Origin of the sequence: Klebsiella sp. MBT K-1, assembly GCF_002556465.1 — a bacterium.
Classification (GTDB): Bacteria; Pseudomonadota; Gammaproteobacteria; order Enterobacterales; family Enterobacteriaceae; genus Klebsiella; species Klebsiella grimontii.
Map to the genome: position 1 here is coordinate 164,879 of NZ_PDEL01000010.1, position 15,581 is coordinate 180,459.

Here is a 15,581-nt window from a genome sequence, read left to right on the forward strand (position 1 = left end):
GAAGCGAGCCCGGTAACAGAATGCTACCGGGCTTATTGCAGCTGAGGTAAAAGCCGCGTACGGCTATCCGTTTAGATGAACAATATGCCGACGAGGGTGACGACGGTCAGAATCGCCGCGAGTCCATAGAAGACCCACTTACCGTTGGGTACGTGAATTTTCAAATCGTGCATCGCATGGTGAATACGGTGAAGCCCGCACCACAGCGGCAGAACAATCATCAGGAAAATGAATGCACGGCCAATAAAACTATGGGCAAAAGCCAGTACGCGTTCATAGCTGAATGCGTCAGCAGGCGCGAGGCCCAGCGGCAGCATAATACCTACCAGCAGCACAATGACGGGGGCGATAATCGCTCCCCACATGCCGCCAGCGCCAAACAGCCCCCAGAATACCGGCTCATCCGAACGTTTTGGATTGGGATTAATCATTCCAGCCTCCTTACCAGAACAGCGCGACAAACAGGATCACCACGGTGACGACCGCAGTGACGACCCAAAGCCCTTTAATAATTGGCTCTGGCCCCATTTTCTCGCCTTTAAGGATAATATTGGCGGCTTTCGGCGCCAGCTCAAACCAGGTTTTGGTATGCAGCAGCGCGGCTGCAAGCGTGATCAGGTTCAGGATCACGACAATCGGGTTTTGCAGAAAACCGATATAGCCCGCCCAGCTCTCCGCGCCATGCTTCAGTGCGAACAGCCCGTAAATCAGCACGATGCTGAACCAGACCGTGGGTACCGCCGTTCCTTCACGCAGCATATAGAAGCGATAAAACGGCAGCTTTTTCCACCAGGTGGACGGCATCGGCCGCACGTAGGGTTTGCGTTTAGTCGTCATACAGCACTCCTTAGCGTGGTTTCAGGGTGGCGATAAGAAAGTCTTTCGAGCTTTCTACCTTGCCCTGCTGGATCGCGGCCGCCGGGTCGACGTGTTTCGGGCAGACTTCGGAGCAGTAGCCTACGAAAGTACATGTCCAGACGCCATTCTGGCCGTTAAGCTGCGCCATACGTTCCTTTTTACCGTGGTCGCGGCTGTCTTCGTTGTAGCGATGGGCGAGGGTGATCGCCGCCGGGCCGATAAACTCCGGATTAAGACCAAACTGCGGACAGGCCGCATAGCACAGGCCGCAGTTGATGCAGCCGGAGAACTGGTGGTACTTGGCCATTTGCGCCGGCGTCTGCGTGTTCGGGCCCTGATCGGGCGTGCGCGGGTTGCCAATGATGTACGGCTTAATGGCTTCCAGGCTTTCGATAAAGTGGGTCATATCGACCACCAGATCGCGCTCGATTGGGAAGTTGGCCAGCGCCTCGACTTTAATACCTTTGGTGTATTCGCGCAGGAAAGTTTTACAGGCCAGCTTTGGCACCTTGTTCACCATCATGCCGCAGGAACCGCAAATCGCCATGCGGCAGGACCAGCGGTAGCTGAGGTCTGGCGCGAGGTTGTCCTTGATGTAGCCCAGGGCATCAAGCAGTGAGGTTTGCTCATCGTAGGGAACTTCATAGAAAGCGCTGTGCGGTGCGATGTCCACTTCCGGGTTGTAGCGCACCACTTCGACTTTCATATTTTTCATCTCAGCCATTCGTCGTCTCCTTCTTCTCGGCTGCTTCCGCTTCCGCACCGTACACGCGTTTTGCCGGCGGCAGAGTGGTGATTTTCACATCACTGTACTCCAGACTGGTATTACCGTCGGCATCGCGGAAGGCGAGGGTATGCTTGAGGAAGTTGACGTCGTCACGCTCGGTGCAGCCTTCGTCCAGACGCTGATGCGCGCCGCGGGACTCTTTACGCGCGAGGGCGGAATGCGCCATACATTCGGCGACGTTCAGGCCATGGCCCAGTTCGATGGTGTACAGCAGGTCGGTATTGAACACGCTGGAGGTGTCGGTGATACGCACGCGCTTGAAGCGCTCCTGCAGCTCGGCCAGCTTATCAACCGTTTTCTGCATAAGCTCCGGCGTACGGTAGATACCGCAGCCTTCTTCCATTGACAGGCCCATTTCGTCACGAATCTTGGCCCAGTTCTCGTTACCTTCCTGATTAACCAGATCTTTCAGGCGGTTCTCGATATCGACGACCTGCGCGTCCAGCGCGGCGCTATTGGCTTCGCCCGCTTCGGTTGCGCGCTGCATGGCCTGTTCTCCGGCCAGACGGCCAAACACCACCAGCTCCGCCAGGGAGTTGGAGCCAAGGCGGTTGGCGCCGTGCAGGCCGACCGAAGAACATTCGCCCACGGCAAATAGCCCTTTGATGCGGGTTTCACACTGCTGGTCGGTTTCGATCCCGCCCATGGTGTAGTGCGCGGTCGGACGTACCGGAATGGGATCTTTCACCGGATCGACGCCAACGTAGGCCTTCGAGAGTTCGCAGATAAACGGCAGACGTTCAAGCAGCTTTTTCTCGCCCAAATGGCGCAGATCGAGATAGACCACATCGCCTCGCGGCGTGGGGATCGTGTTGCCCTTACGCCATTCGTGCCAGAAAGCCTGGGATACTTTATCGCGCGGGCCCAGCTCCATATATTTATTTTTCGGTTCGCCCAGCGGAGTTTCCGGACCCATGCCGTAATCCTGCAGATAGCGGTAGCCGTTCTTGTTGACCAGAATACCGCCTTCGCCGCGGCAGCCTTCCGTCATCAGAATTCCGGAACCCGGGAGACCGGTGGGGTGATATTGCACGAACTCCATATCGCGCAGCGGTACGCCGTGGCTGAGCGCCATACCCATACCGTCGCCGGTGACGATACCGCCGTTGGTATTGTAGCGATACACGCGTCCTGCGCCGCCGGTCGCCAGAATGACCGCGTTGGCGCGGATTTGCACCAGCGTACCTTCCATCATATTCATCGCGACCAGACCGCGAGCCTGGCCATCATCCACCAGAATATCCAGAACAAAATGCTCATCGAAGCGCTGGATTTGCGGGAATTGAAGCGAGGTCTGGAACAGGGTGTGCAGCATATGAAAGCCGGTTTTATCGGCAGCGAACCAGGTTCGCTCGATCTTCATGCCGCCGAATCGCCGGACGTTGACGCTGCCGTCCGGGCGGCGACTCCACGGGCATCCCCACTGTTCGAGCTGGGTCATTTCCGTCGGGCAGTGATGAACGAAGTAGTCAACGACGTCCTGCTCACACAGCCAGTCGCCGCCTGCAACGGTGTCGTGGAAATGGTACTCAAAGCTATCATGATCCTGCGCGACGGCAGCGGAACCCCCTTCAGCAGCAACGGTATGGCTGCGCATAGGATAGACTTTTGAAATTAGAGCGATTTTAGCATTTGGATTAGCTTGCGCGGCGGCTATTGCGGCGCGAAGACCTGCTCCGCCTGCGCCTATTACGGCAAGATCGGCTTGAAAAGTTTGCACGACATTCCTCCAGTTTTTGTTTATTTCGCCGCCGGGCTGGCGAAAACGTATCACTGCTCCTTTATAGGTAAGGAGTATAGCCGTAGGGTCATAAGGGAAAATTGACGTGTTCGATTTTTTTATCGTTCTGTGCGGTTGTTTATCTGCTTGCTTTATGCTTTTGGGTTATCAATAAATTAAGTGTATGTAACGCGTTTACGCATTCGCACAAAATTTGTTTCATCTGCCAGTTACGAGTAGACTTCGTGCCCTTGTTTCAAATCGGAGAAAGTACCATGAGCGAAACGGCAACCTGGCAGCCGAGCGCATCCATTCCAAATCTGTTAAAACGTGCAGCGGTGATGGCGGAAATTCGCCGTTTCTTTACCGACCGCGGCGTGCTGGAGGTGGAGACGCCCTGCATGAGTCAGGCGACGGTGACGGATATTCATATGGTCCCGTTTGAGACGCGTTTCGTTGGTCCTGGCCACTCTCAGGGGCTGAACCTGTACCTGATGACCAGCCCGGAATATCACATGAAGCGCCTGCTGGCGGCCGGCTGCGGCCCAGTGTTTCAGCTATGCCGTAGCTTCCGTAATGAAGAGATGGGGCGTCACCATAATCCGGAATTCACCATGCTGGAGTGGTATCGTCCGTGCTATGACATGTACCGGCTAATCAACGAAGTAGACGATCTGCTACAGCAGGTACTCGACTGCCAGCCGGCCGAAAGCCTCTCTTATCAGCAAGCCTTCCTGCGTCATCTGGAAATCGACCCGCTGTCGGCAGATAAAACGCAGCTGCGCGAAGTGGCGGCGAAGCTCGATTTGAGCAATATTGCCGATACGGAAGAGGATCGGGACACGCTGCTTCAGCTACTTTTTGTCATGGGCGTCGAGCCGCATATTGGTAAAGATCGTCCGACGTTTATCTATCATTTCCCGGCCAGCCAGGCGTCACTGGCGCAAATCAGCACTGAAGATCATCGCGTAGCGGAACGTTTCGAGGTCTATTACAAAGGCATTGAGCTGGCTAATGGTTTTCATGAGCTCACCGACGCCCGCGAACAGCGGCAGCGTTTTGAGCAGGATAACCGCAAGCGTGCGGCTCGCGGCCTGCCGCAGCAGCCCATCGATCATCATCTGCTGGCTGCCCTGGAAGCCGGGCTGCCGGATTGTTCCGGCGTAGCGCTGGGCGTTGACCGGGTGGTGATGCTGGCGCTGGGCGCAGAAAGCATCGGCGACGTTATCTCGTTTACCGTCGACCGCGCCTGATCTTCCTTTCCACTTTCCTGCAGGACATTGACGGGGATGACCGCCGATGTACGGCGGTATGGTTGATTGTCCGGTAGTGCGATCGTTCTGGCCTTGCCTGTGTTCAGGCAAGGCCGTTCTTACAGGCTGCCGGGCGTGCGGCTGGTTTTCCCTGCCGAGGTCAGCGCTCTGCTGCTTTTTCTGCCATCGATGCTCTCCAGGCGCATCTGGAACGGCGGGAACGGCATATCGATACCGTGCTCGCGGAACCCGGCCAGAATCAGCTGATGCATCTCGTGGCGCAGCGGCATACGGTGACCCATTTCGGCGGCGTAGATACGCAGCTCGAAAATCTGGATCCCCTGCTGTAGGTCAACGAGGAACGCTTCCGGCGCCGGGGTATCGATAACCAACGAACAGCGGTGCGCGGCATTTAACAGGATCTGCGCCACCTCTTCGGTATTGGCATCCACCGGCGCAGGCACCGTTAACACTACGCGGGTCACGGAATCCGACAACGACCAGTTGATGAATTGTTCGGTGATGAACGCCTTGTTCGGCACGATAATCTCTTTACGGTCCCAGTCGCTGATAGTCGTGGCGCGAGTATTAATACGCGTCACGCTGCCGGTGAGATCGCGAATAGTGACCGTATCGCCAATTCGTATCGGTTTCTCAAACAGGATAATCAGGCCGGAGATAAAGTTGGCGAAGATCTCCTGCAAGCCAAAACCGAGACCGACGCCGAGGGCGGCAATGAGCCACTGTAGCTTGGACCACTCAATGCCAATCATCGAGAAGCCGACCAGACCGCCGATCAGCATCAGCAGATACTTCGTGATGGTGGTGATGGCGTAGCCGGTGCCCGGCGTCAGTTCCAGATGCTGGAGGATCGCCAGTTCCAGCAGCGCGGGCAGGTTGCGCACCAGCTGGGTGGTAATAATCAACACCAGGATGGCAATCAGCACCGCGCCGAGGGTAATCGGCTCCAGGCTCTCAACGCCCTGTACCGTAGAAGTGACGTCCCACAGCGAGATATTCTCCAGGAAGCTAAACGCGGAATGGATTTCTGACCACAGCACGATAACCGACACCAGCGCGATTAGCATCAGCAGGGAGCGCACCAGACGCAACGACTGGGTACTGATGGCATCCAGATCGACCTCGCTGACCTCGGCTTCCATTGAACCTTCCGGGCTGCTGGTATGCTGAGCCTCTTCTTCGCCACGTGCGCGCTGGGCGAGGATCTCCGCCCGTCGGTGCTTGGCGCGATCGAACGCCAGGCGGCGCCGCTGGATCAACATCCAGCGGCGGATGATGTGATAGACCACCAGCAGCAGGAACCAGATGGCGACCGAGGTTTCGAGCCTGGCGAGCAGCGCCTGCGCCGTGGCGAGATAGCCGATCGCCGCCGCCAGCATCGCCACCAGCGGCGCGCCGAGCAGCATATTCCACAGCAGCCGGTTCAGCATATTGTCGCCGCTGCCTTCTTTATCCAGATACAGCGGGATTCCGGCGCGTTTCAGGCTCAGGGTCACCATCGCCAGCGCGCCGCAAATCAGCATAAAGCAGAGGCGGCCCAGCGAGGCGGAAAACTCGCGATCGTTGAGGTTATCGAAGGTAATCAGCGCCATAATCAGCGGCACGATCAGCCCGATGCTCATCAGGTAGTAGCGCATCGCTTTGCTGACGCGGCTACGCGGCCAGCCGAAGTGGGCGACGAACAGGCCGTTCGGGCGGGCGAACGTGGCGCAAATCATCACCACCCACAGCAGCGGCACCGTGGCGGTGACGCTATCGCCAATGGCGACCGCCAGCGGGAAAGGCCAGGCGGCCTGCAGACCATAGCCCAGCGTCATCCACAGTACCGGCAGCGGCGAGGCCACCAGTATTGACCAGAACACCGTGCGCAGCGTGAGCCAGAAGTGATCCTGCGTAACCTTGCCGACGCGCGCGCTGGAACGCTCAAGGAAGCTGGTGAAATGGCGGCGCGAGCTGATGCTGAACCCCACCAGAATGAGCGCGACGAAGAGCGGCAGCAGGGTCTCTTTGCTGGTGAGCATCATCATGCTGGCTTTGCCGAGCTGGCTCATGGTATCGAGCGAGATCAGACGGCGTAGGTCCTGAACGATCTCCAGCGGCCATGAGAAGCCGATTGGGCTGACGTCGGAGGTCCAGAACAGATAGCGGTGGGTCGCTTCGTTGATCTCTTTAAGCGCATCCTCAAGCTGACCGTTAGCGACTTTTAGCTTGGTCAGTTCGAGCATAAGCGTATCGCCACCGCGCAGCAGGGAGTTGAGCAGCTCAGTCTGCGTACGCATCTGAGCCTGCAGAATACGGTTCTGCTCGCTGGTGAGCGGTTCCCCATCCGCCTGACGAATTTGTCTTAGCTGCGGCTGTTTGCCGAGCTGATCTTCATAGCGTAAACGCTGCACGCGCAGCTGCGCCATTTCGGTATCCAACTGCTGCGGTCGCGGGATTTCCGGCAGCCGCGCAACCTGCGCGCGCAGGGCTTCGCCGAGCAGATTGGAAGAACCCAGCCACTGGGACTGTTCGCGCAGGGTGTTTAAAGCCTGACGCACCTGCAGGGTTTGATTGGTCGCCTGGCGCTGCTGCGAGGCGATCAGATCCATCCGCTGCGCCTGCTGGTTGAGCGCCTGCGACAGCTCGCGGTTAACTTTAAACTGCGCCACGATATCCGGCGGCAGGTTTTCGCTGTTTTCCGCCAGCAGTTCGGTGCTTTCCAGCGCTTTCTCCGCCTCGCGCTGTCGTTGATTATTTAGCTGATTACGCAGCGCCTGTAGCCAGGCGTCGAGCTGTTCGCTCTCTTTCTGCGCCAGCTCGGAGCGCAACCGTGAAAGTTCCTGACGGTTATTGGCGGAGAGCTGGGCCAGATCGAGCTCATCGACCAGCGCTTTCAGCCGCGCGGACTCCGCCTGCAGACCAAGATTCTGCGCCTGCGCCAGCGGCGTATTGCTATTTTGCGCGCCAACCCGGCGCTCAACCTCGTTCAGCTGGCGGCGGGCATCGCTCTGCTGCTGCGGCAGTTGGTTAAGCGAGTCGGCGATGTCCCGGGCGCGATCCTGCTCCTGCTGAGCTTTACGGCTGGCTTCCAGCAGCTGGCTGCTGACCTGGAGAATCTCCTGGTTCAGCGCATCAGAGGAGAGGGTAGTAGAGACCTGGCGCGGCTCATCGCTCAGATTATTGAGCTGTGCGCGCAGGGTTTGCGACAGTTTAGGGAAGTTATCGATAACGTCCTGGTACTGACGGACGCGCTCAAGGGAAGCATTACGCTCCTCAAGGGCGTTGAGGGCAGATTGCAGGACTTCGACGGTCTCAGGCTGGGCGGGCTTCGCCGCCTTCGCCTGTTCCAGTTCCTGAGCTATCTGTTTAGCATCCGGGGCTGTCGCTGCGTACGCCCCAAAACTGAGGCACCAGGCCAGCAGGAAAGTGTATATCAGGCGCACGGCGTAACCTTTTTCTTTCAGGAATTAACCTTCGTCTTGTTTATCGTCAACCAGCGGACTGGCGGCATGTTCAGCGCGGACTTCTTCCTCTGCCAGCGGAGCGGGCTCGACCGGCGCTACGGCTTCAGGCGCGGTTGCCAGCGGCTGGCCTATTTTGGTGGCCGACAGGCTGTGTAACTGCTCAACCAACGTCACCTGGCCTGGCGCAAATAGGTTGATCACCGTGGAGCCCAGCTTAAAGCGGCCCATCTCCTGGCCTTTAAGCAGGGCGACGGAGCCTTCGCTATCGCCGGCGGGCCAGGTCCAGCGCTTAATGACGCCTTCACGCGGCGGCGTCACGGTACCGGACCATACGGTTTCGATGCTGCCGACGATGGTGGCGCCGACGAGGATCTGCGCCATGGGGCCGAATTCAGTATCGAACAGGCAGATGACGCGCTCGTTGCGGGCAAAAAGATTCGGCACGTTTTGCGCGGTCAGATGGTTCACGGAGAACAGGTCCCCCGGCACGTAGATCATTTCGCGCAGAATACCGTTGCACGGCATATGCACGCGGTGGTAATCGCGCGGTGACAGATACGTGGTGACGAAGCTGCCGTTACGAAACAGGTCGGCCATCTGGTAGTTACCGGCCAGCAGCGCTTCCAGGCTGTAGTTGTGACCTTTGGCCTGCAAAATTTTGTCGTCTTCAATGGCGCCGAGCTGGCTGATGACGCCATCGGCAGGCATCACCAGCACGCTCGGGTCGGTGTTTAACGGACGTACGTCATCGCGCAACGGGCGAACGAAGAAATCGTTAAAGGTGCGGTAGCTGGCGGTGTCAGGCTTTTGCGCCTCTTTCATATCGACCTTGTAATATTTCACGAACAGATCGATGACCAGCTTTGTCAGCCAGCCTGCTCGCTTGCGCGCACCCCAGCCTGCGAGGCGGGTGAGCCACAGTTTAGGCAGAATGTATTGCAGTGAAAGTTTAAGATCGTTTAACAAGGTAGCCTCCAGGCCATTATTTGTCGTTCCTGGCCCCGCGCAACAGCGGGACCTGAAAAAGGGGGACGATTCTAACGATGCTCAGGTTAAATGTCAGTTATCAGATGATGAAAAGCTTTTACGCGTTTTTACCTGTACCTGCGCCATGCTTTCCAGAATGCGGTGGTAGTTTTCAAATCGGCTTTCGGCGATTTCCCCTTTCTCCACCGCTTCGCGAATGGCGCAGCCCGGGTCAGCGTCGTGCTTGCAGTCGCGGTATTTGCAACGGCCTAAATAATCATGGAAGTCGACAAAGCCGTGGGTGATTTGTTCCGCGTCGAGGTGCCACAGACCGAACTCGCGTACGCCCGGCGAATCAATCACATCGCCGCCGTGCGGGAAGTGGTACAGGCGCGCGGCCGTGGTGGTGTGTTGCCCCAGTCCTGAGACGTCCGAAACGTCATTGGTAAGGATTTGGTCATCATGCAGGCCCAGCAGCGCGTTCAGCAGGCTGGATTTGCCTACCCCGGACTGCCCGGCAAAAATACTGATACGATCGGTGAGCGCCTCTTCAAGCGGCTTCAGGCCATCCTGCGTGCGGCTGGAAACCATCAATACGCGATAACCAATATGGCGATAAATGTCCATCTGCTCGTTGACGAAGGCCATGCTCTCCTGATCCAGCAGATCGATCTTGTTGAGTACGATCAGCGGCTCAACGTTCAGCGCTTCGCAGGCCACGAGATAGCGGTCGATAATATTCGGAGAAAGCTCAGGCAAAATCGCGGAGACAATAACAATCTGATTGATATTGGCGGCGATAGGTTTGACGCCGTCGTAGAAATCCGGACGCGTCAGTACGGAAGTTCGTTCATGTACGGCCTCGACGATACCCTTGACGTTGACGCCGTCAGCTTCGCTTTTGCCCGGACGCCAGACCACGCGATCGCCGGTAACCAGCGAACGAATAGTTCGGCGAATATTGCAACGGTGGACGCTACCGTCGGCGGATTCGACATCGGCATGCATGCCAAAGCGGCTAATGACGGTCCCTTCGGATTTCTCACCGAACAGGTTGTCATCAAAATCGGCCTTCTCCGAAGTCGTTTTCAGGCGGCGCTGGTGGTTGGCCTTCACGCGGCGCTGTTGGCCTTTGGAGAGTTTATTTTTACTCAATCGAACTGGCTCCTGGTCGCCCTGTACGGGCAAAACCTCTATGATACACGCTATTTTAGATGAATATAGTGACGTAAGAAGGGTGGAAAATAACATGAGTGCAGATGAAAACAACCTGATTTGGATCGATCTTGAAATGACGGGGCTGGATCCGGAGCGCGATCGCATCATCGAAATCGCCACCCTGGTGACCGACGCGAATCTGAACATTCTGGCGGAAGGGCCGACGATTGCGGTACACCAGTCAGATGCGCAGCTGGCGTTGATGGACGAGTGGAACGTGCGTACCCATACCGGCAGCGGGCTGGTGGAGCGGGTGAAGGCGAGCACCCAGGGCGATCGTGAAGCCGAACTGGCGACTATCGAATTCCTCAAAAAATGGGTACCGGCGGGTAAGTCGCCAATCTGCGGCAATAGCATCGGCCAGGATCGCCGCTTCCTGTTTAAATATATGCCGGAGCTGGAAGCCTATTTTCACTACCGTTACCTCGACGTCAGCACGCTGAAAGAGCTGGCTCGTCGCTGGAAACCGGAAATTCTTGACGGTTTTAAGAAACAGGGGACGCACCAGGCGATGGACGATATTCGCGAGTCGGTCGCGGAACTGGCTTACTACCGCGAGCACTTCATCAAGCTTTAATGTTTATGCCGGGGCCAGAAGCGCCCCGGCATGACGTCTGATTATTTAAACCACTTCTGTTCCATCGCCTGGAATTCCGGCGAGGCCTTTACGACATCCAGAGCGGCATTGAGGTTATTCAGCAGCTCAGGATCGTCTTTACGTACCGCAATGGCGTACTGCTTACCGTAGTAGCCGGGATCCGTGGCGCGTTCGTCCATCATGGCGTAGTCGGGGTTATCCTGGAGCCATTTCGTTAACGTCTCCTGATCGCCCATCACGCCGCTAATCACGCCTTCTTTAAGCGCGCGCAGGGCGCTTTCGTCGCTGTCGTAAGGCACCGCATGCACGGCTTTTTGTTTGTCCCGCAGATAGCGCTGATGAAGGGTGCCTTTCACGACGCCGAGTTTTTTATCCTTCAGATCGGCAAAGGTATGGGCGGCGTCTTTCGCTGTGACCACTACGCCGGACAGCGCCTGACGATAGGGATGGCTGAACGCGACCTGTTTTTCCCGCATCGGAATCACTTCGATACCGGCAATCACGGCGTCGAATTTCTTAAAGCGCAGCGCCGGGATGAGGGTATCGAACCCCTGGGGAGTAAATTTGCATTCAACCTGCATCTGCTTGCACAGCGCATTGGCCAGGTCGATATCAAAACCCGTGGGTTGGTTTTTGCCACTGACGGTTTCAAACGGCGGATTGGCCGTCGTTGTCCCAAAATGTAGCGTTGTTGCCGATGCTGTTCCTGTGGCAAGCGTGGCCAGCAGCAGGACGGTAAGCGCTTTTTTCATTTTATTTCCCTGGTTATCATCGTTGTTGACCGTCAGCGGGCGATATCCGCCTGTAAACTTGAGCGATTTTGCGCCTTTAGCGAGCCCGGAAAAAGTCATTTTGCGGCATTTGCTGTTTATTTAGACAAATCAGGCCTGGATGTGGTGATAAAGTGGTCACTTAAACCAAAAACGAAAAAAATTGCGTTCAGGGGGGTTGCAGCTAAATCGAATTCTCGTATAATGCGCCTCCCGTGACGAAGCAGAAATGCAAATCACGACGCCATAGAAATATGGCCAGAAGTATGCGGGAATAGCTCAGTTGGTAGAGCACGACCTTGCCAAGGTCGGGGTCGCGAGTTCGAGTCTCGTTTCCCGCTCCAAAATTTGAAAGTACCACACCCAAGCGGGAATAGCTCAGTTGGTAGAGCACGACCTTGCCAAGGTCGGGGTCGCGAGTTCGAGTCTCGTTTCCCGCTCCAAAATTTGAAAGTTACCACACCCAAGCGGGAATAGCTCAGTTGGTAGAGCACGACCTTGCCAAGGTCGGGGTCGCGAGTTCGAGTCTCGTTTCCCGCTCCAAAATTTCTTCTCATATCCAGTTTATCCACAGCGCAACTACGCGTCATGAATGCTTTTCGCGATGTCCTGAAAATACTGTGAACAGAGTTATCCACAGGTTAGTCTTTCGTCTTTTCTCAGAAAAACACTTCACTATGTAAATAGTATTTTTATATATAACTGAAATATAAGAATTAAATTTCATTTCAAAGTGTTAATCCGATCACTTGACGAACGTCTGCCCGTTGAAACGCAATGTGTTTTTATTTTTATTCACACCCTGTGAATGAATCAGGCGTCGCGCGGTAGTCCTTTTTCAACCACCCTGACCAGCCGTAGCTTCTTGGGCAATTGCACCTCAACCACATTGGCATTTCGTTTTGCCATTTGCTGCGTCATCGCCCACTCAATGTGTTCATCGAGAAGCGGGTGCTCACCCCGGCGGCTCTCCAGCGCTTTGAGGTTGGCTTCATCCCAGGGCGCATTGCCCAGCGCGACAGCGATATTACGTAGCCAGCGCAGATGGCCAATACGGCGAATAGCCGATCCCTCCGTCACTTTTAGAAAATATGACTCGCTCCAGGTGAAAAGCTCCAGTAACTCAGGGGCATGCAGCGCCTTGCGCGGGCTGAAATCATCTTCATCGGTCAGCTGCGCGAAGCGGTTCCACGGGCAAATCAGCTGGCAATCATCGCAGCCGTAAATGCGGTTACCGATCAGCGGGCGGAACTCTTCCGGGATGGCGCCTTCCAGTTCAATCGTCAGATAGGAAATACAGCGCCGGGCGTCGACGGTATAGGGCTCGACGATGGCGCCGGTTGGGCAGATAGTCATGCAGGCCACGCAGCGCCCGCACTCTTCCTCGACGGGTTGGTCGATGGGAAGAGGGAGGTCGATAAGCAGCTCGCCGAGGAAAAAGAACGAGCCGGCATCGCGGCTGAGGATAAGTGAGTGCTTACCTGTCCATCCCAGCCCCGCTTTTTCGGCTAAAGGGCGTTCAAGAATCGGCGCGGAATCGACAAAGGGTCTAAAATTGAGCGAAGCACACTGCGCCTGAATCATCTCACCTAATTTTTTCAGGCGATGACGTAACAGCTTATGATAGTCCCTTCCGAGGGCGTAACGGCTAACGTAACCCCGCGCGGGATCTTTCAGGGTGCGGGCGAATGCGGCATTAGCGGGCAGATAGTTCATCCTCACGCTAATCACGCGTAAGGTACCGGGCTGGAGTTCATGAGGGCGCGCGCGCATCATGCCGTGGCGCGCCATCCACTCCATTTCGCCGTGGTATTGTTTATCCAGCCACGCCTGTAGTTTAGGTTCGCTGGTGCTGAGATCGGTATCGGTAATACCGACCTGCTGGAACCCCAGCTCTGTGCCCCACTGTTTGATTTGCTGCGCTAAATGATTGAGATCGAGGGGCTGTGACATGATGGACCATACGATGACGAAAAACACCGACAGTATACCACATATCATCTGGCCGGCGGAGGCGCTACGGCGGGCGGAAAAAGAGGCGGCGGATGCCCTTGGGCTGACGTTATATGAGCTGATGCGCCGTGCGGGCGAAGCGGCTTTTGAACTTGCCTGCGTACAGTATCCAGGAAGCCAGCACTGGTTGATTCTTTGCGGCCACGGTAATAACGGCGGAGACGGCTACGTGGTGGCTCGCCTGGCGCAGGCGCGCGGGATTCAGGTTACGCTGCTGGCGCTGGAGAGTGAGAAGCCGCTGCCGGAAGAGGCCAGCCTGGCGCGTGAAGAGTGGCTTAACGCCGGCGGGACGATTCACGCCGCGAACATCGCCTGGCCTGAAGATATCACGTTGATTATTGACGGCCTGCTCGGTACCGGGCTACAGAGCGCGCCCCGGGAAAACGTCGCTGAGCTTATCGCGCATGCTAACGCTCATCCGGCGCCGGTTGTCGCGCTCGATATTCCCTCTGGTCTGAACGCGCAGACAGGTACCACGCCAGGCGCGGTTATCCATGCTGCTCATACCATCACGTTTATCGCGCTTAAGCCGGGGCTGCTGACCGGCAAAGCCCGCGATGTCGTGGGCCGCCTGCATCATCACGCTTTAGGGCTTGAGCGCTGGCTGGCAGGCCAGACGACGGCAATCAGTCGATTCGATGCCTCGCAGCTTCCCGACTGGCTGCCGCCGCGACGCCCAACATCGCACAAAGGCGATCACGGTAAGCTGGTGATTATTGGCGGCGAACCGGGTACGGCGGGAGCCATTCGCATGAGCGGGGAAGCGGCGCTGCGCGCGGGCGCCGGGCTGGTGCGCGTCCTGACTCATAAGGACAATATCGCCCCCGTTCTGACCGCCAGGCCGGAGCTGATGGTCCATGAACTGTCATCCCGCGCGCTTGAGGAAAGCCTGCAATGGGCGGATGTCGTCGCGATTGGGCCGGGTCTTGGTCAGAGCGAGTGGGGTAAGAATGCGCTGCGCCAGGCGGAGAATTTTCGCAAACCGATGGTCTGGGATGCGGATGCGCTGAACCTGCTGGCAATCAATCCCGATAAACGTCACAATCGCGTGCTGACGCCGCATCCCGGCGAAGCCGCCCGTCTGCTGAACGTGAGTGTGGCAGAAATTGAAAGCGATCGCTTACATTCTGCACAACGTCTGGTAAAACGTTATGGTGGCATCGTGGTGCTGAAAGGTGCAGGTACGGTCGTGGCGAGCGAAACCGGCGAAATGGGCATTATTGACGCCGGTAATGCTGGAATGGCCAGCGGCGGGATGGGCGATGTGCTGACCGGCATTATCGCTGCGTTGTTAGGCCAGCGCCTGGCGCCGTATGATGCTGCCTGCGCCGGATGCGTTGCTCATGGCGAAGCCGCCGATCGGCTGGCGGCGAGACACGGCACCCGCGGAATGCTGGCGACCGATCTTTTTTCCACGCTCAGGCGTGTTGTTAACCCGGATGTGATTGACGTAGACCATGATTAACCGAGTGATTCCTTTACCCGATGAGCAGGCGACTTTAAGCCTTGGCAACCGCGTCGCGCAGGCATGCACTGGCGCGACGGTCATCTATTTGTATGGCGATTTAGGGGCGGGTAAGACCACCTTTAGCCGCGGTTTCCTTCAGGCTCTCGGTCACCGTGGCAACGTTAAAAGCCCAACCTACACCCTCGTCGAGCCTTACAGTCTCGAGAATTTGATGGTCTATCACTTCGATCTTTATCGCCTGGCGGATCCTGAGGAACTCGAGTTTATGGGGATCCGCGATTATTTTACTGACGATGCTATCTGCCTGGTGGAATGGCCGCAGCAGGGCACGGGAGTACTGCCGGACCCGGATGTTGAAATTCACCTCGAGTATCAGGCACAAGGGCGTGAGGCGCGCGTAACCGCGGTCTCCTCATTGGGTGAGTCTTTATTGGCGCGTTTGGCTAATTAGCCTGAAGGACGA

Annotated in this window: 13 protein-coding genes and 3 tRNA genes; 7 read left to right on the forward strand and 9 right to left on the reverse strand. The window is 56.9% G+C overall.

Going from position 1 to position 15,581, the window contains the following annotated elements:
- Positions 1–71 precede the first annotated feature (71 nt).
- The 4 genes from frdD to frdA are packed head-to-tail and all read right to left on the reverse strand — an operon-like array spanning position 72 to position 3,365.
- Positions 72–431 carry a fumarate reductase subunit FrdD gene (frdD, locus tag CMQ96_RS16660; RefSeq protein ID WP_004871139.1) on the reverse strand — a complete coding sequence of 120 codons (360 nt, stop codon included), beginning with the start codon at positions 429–431 and terminating at the stop codon, positions 72–74.
- A gap of 10 nt (positions 432–441) precedes the next feature.
- Positions 442–837, reverse strand: coding sequence for a fumarate reductase subunit FrdC (gene frdC / locus CMQ96_RS16665; protein ID WP_004871138.1), 396 nt, complete (start codon positions 835–837; stop codon positions 442–444).
- A 10-nt stretch (positions 838–847) separates the two neighbouring features.
- Positions 848–1,582 carry a succinate dehydrogenase/fumarate reductase iron-sulfur subunit gene (locus tag CMQ96_RS16670; protein WP_004097940.1) on the reverse strand — a complete coding sequence of 245 codons (735 nt, stop codon included), beginning with the start codon at positions 1,580–1,582 and terminating at the stop codon, positions 848–850.
- Positions 1,575–3,365: a fumarate reductase (quinol) flavoprotein subunit gene (gene frdA / locus CMQ96_RS16675; RefSeq protein WP_049086631.1), complete on the reverse strand. Its 1,791-nt coding sequence runs from the start codon at positions 3,363–3,365 to the stop codon at positions 1,575–1,577. Before frdA ends, CMQ96_RS16670 begins: the two co-directional genes overlap by 8 nt.
- 275 nt (positions 3,366–3,640) lie before the next feature.
- On the opposite strand from frdA, the gene epmA reads away from it, so the two are divergent.
- Positions 3,641–4,618: an elongation factor P--(R)-beta-lysine ligase gene (gene epmA / locus CMQ96_RS16680; RefSeq protein WP_004117360.1), complete on the forward strand. Its 978-nt coding sequence runs from the start codon at positions 3,641–3,643 to the stop codon at positions 4,616–4,618.
- A 119-nt stretch (positions 4,619–4,737) separates the two neighbouring features.
- Here the strand turns inward: epmA and mscM are convergent, their stop codons facing one another.
- The 3 genes from mscM to rsgA all read right to left on the reverse strand — a co-directional run bounded on the left by mscM (position 4,738) and on the right by rsgA (position 10,206).
- Positions 4,738–8,064, reverse strand: coding sequence for a miniconductance mechanosensitive channel MscM (gene mscM / locus CMQ96_RS16685; RefSeq protein ID WP_049086624.1), 3,327 nt, complete (start codon positions 8,062–8,064; stop codon positions 4,738–4,740).
- Positions 8,065–8,088: 24 nt separating this feature from the next.
- On the reverse strand, positions 8,089–9,051 hold the full coding sequence (asd, locus tag CMQ96_RS16690) for an archaetidylserine decarboxylase (RefSeq protein ID WP_049086623.1): 963 nt from the start codon (positions 9,049–9,051) through the stop codon (positions 8,089–8,091).
- Between the two features lie 93 nt (positions 9,052–9,144).
- Positions 9,145–10,206 (reverse strand): small ribosomal subunit biogenesis GTPase RsgA, encoded by a 1,062-nt coding sequence (gene rsgA, locus CMQ96_RS16695; protein ID WP_098067036.1) that lies wholly within the window; start codon positions 10,204–10,206, stop codon positions 9,145–9,147.
- Between the two features lie 94 nt (positions 10,207–10,300).
- On the opposite strand from rsgA, the gene orn reads away from it, so the two are divergent.
- A complete protein-coding gene (gene orn / locus CMQ96_RS16705; protein WP_004097954.1) occupies positions 10,301–10,846 on the forward strand; it encodes an oligoribonuclease in 546 nt (181 codons plus the stop codon).
- A gap of 41 nt (positions 10,847–10,887) precedes the next feature.
- Here orn and CMQ96_RS16710 read toward each other — a convergent pair whose 3' ends face one another.
- Positions 10,888–11,619 (reverse strand): arginine ABC transporter substrate-binding protein, encoded by a 732-nt coding sequence (locus tag CMQ96_RS16710; RefSeq protein ID WP_024360249.1) that lies wholly within the window; start codon positions 11,617–11,619, stop codon positions 10,888–10,890.
- A gap of 286 nt (positions 11,620–11,905) precedes the next feature.
- Between CMQ96_RS16710 and CMQ96_RS16715 the strand changes: the two genes are divergently transcribed.
- From CMQ96_RS16715 to CMQ96_RS16725, 3 genes are all read left to right on the forward strand, one after another.
- A tRNA-Gly gene (locus CMQ96_RS16715) sits at positions 11,906–11,981 on the forward strand.
- Between the two features lie 23 nt (positions 11,982–12,004).
- Positions 12,005–12,080 (forward strand) — tRNA-Gly (locus tag CMQ96_RS16720).
- Positions 12,081–12,104: 24 nt separating this feature from the next.
- Positions 12,105–12,180 (forward strand) — tRNA-Gly (locus tag CMQ96_RS16725).
- A 270-nt stretch (positions 12,181–12,450) separates the two neighbouring features.
- Here the strand turns inward: CMQ96_RS16725 and queG are convergent.
- Complete coding sequence (gene queG, locus CMQ96_RS16730; protein WP_064371506.1) at positions 12,451–13,590, reverse strand: tRNA epoxyqueuosine(34) reductase QueG; 1,140 nt, start codon at positions 13,588–13,590, stop codon at positions 12,451–12,453.
- A 13-nt stretch (positions 13,591–13,603) separates the two neighbouring features.
- Between queG and nnr the strand changes: the two genes are divergently transcribed.
- A complete protein-coding gene (nnr, locus tag CMQ96_RS16735; protein ID WP_165909815.1) occupies positions 13,604–15,115 on the forward strand; it encodes a bifunctional ADP-dependent NAD(P)H-hydrate dehydratase/NAD(P)H-hydrate epimerase in 1,512 nt (503 codons plus the stop codon).
- The gene (gene tsaE, locus CMQ96_RS16740; protein WP_004871122.1) at positions 15,108–15,569 is read left to right on the forward strand and encodes a tRNA (adenosine(37)-N6)-threonylcarbamoyltransferase complex ATPase subunit type 1 TsaE; all 462 of its coding nucleotides are present in this window, start codon (positions 15,108–15,110) and stop codon (positions 15,567–15,569) included. Before nnr ends, tsaE begins: the two co-directional genes overlap by 8 nt.
- The last annotated feature ends 12 nt before the right edge of the window (positions 15,570–15,581 follow it).

What these genes read in the sequence shown, in the direction of transcription:
- frdD (WP_004871139.1), bottom strand. Translation starts at nt 431, where the DNA reads ATGATTAATCCCAATCCAAAACGTTCGGATGAGCCGGTATTCTGGGGG.
- orn (WP_004097954.1), top strand. Translation starts at nt 10,301, where the DNA reads ATGAGTGCAGATGAAAACAACCTGATTTGGATCGATCTTGAAATGACG.
- queG (WP_064371506.1), bottom strand. Translation starts at nt 13,590, where the DNA reads ATGTCACAGCCCCTCGATCTCAATCATTTAGCGCAGCAAATCAAACAG.
- CMQ96_RS16670 (WP_004097940.1), bottom strand. Translation starts at nt 1,582, where the DNA reads ATGGCTGAGATGAAAAATATGAAAGTCGAAGTGGTGCGCTACAACCCG.
- tsaE (WP_004871122.1), top strand. Translation starts at nt 15,108, where the DNA reads ATGATTAACCGAGTGATTCCTTTACCCGATGAGCAGGCGACTTTAAGC.
- epmA (WP_004117360.1), top strand. Translation starts at nt 3,641, where the DNA reads ATGAGCGAAACGGCAACCTGGCAGCCGAGCGCATCCATTCCAAATCTG.
- frdC (WP_004871138.1), bottom strand. Translation starts at nt 837, where the DNA reads ATGACGACTAAACGCAAACCCTACGTGCGGCCGATGCCGTCCACCTGG.
- CMQ96_RS16710 (WP_024360249.1), bottom strand. Translation starts at nt 11,619, where the DNA reads ATGAAAAAAGCGCTTACCGTCCTGCTGCTGGCCACGCTTGCCACAGGA.
- nnr (WP_165909815.1), top strand. Translation starts at nt 13,604, where the DNA reads ATGACGAAAAACACCGACAGTATACCACATATCATCTGGCCGGCGGAG.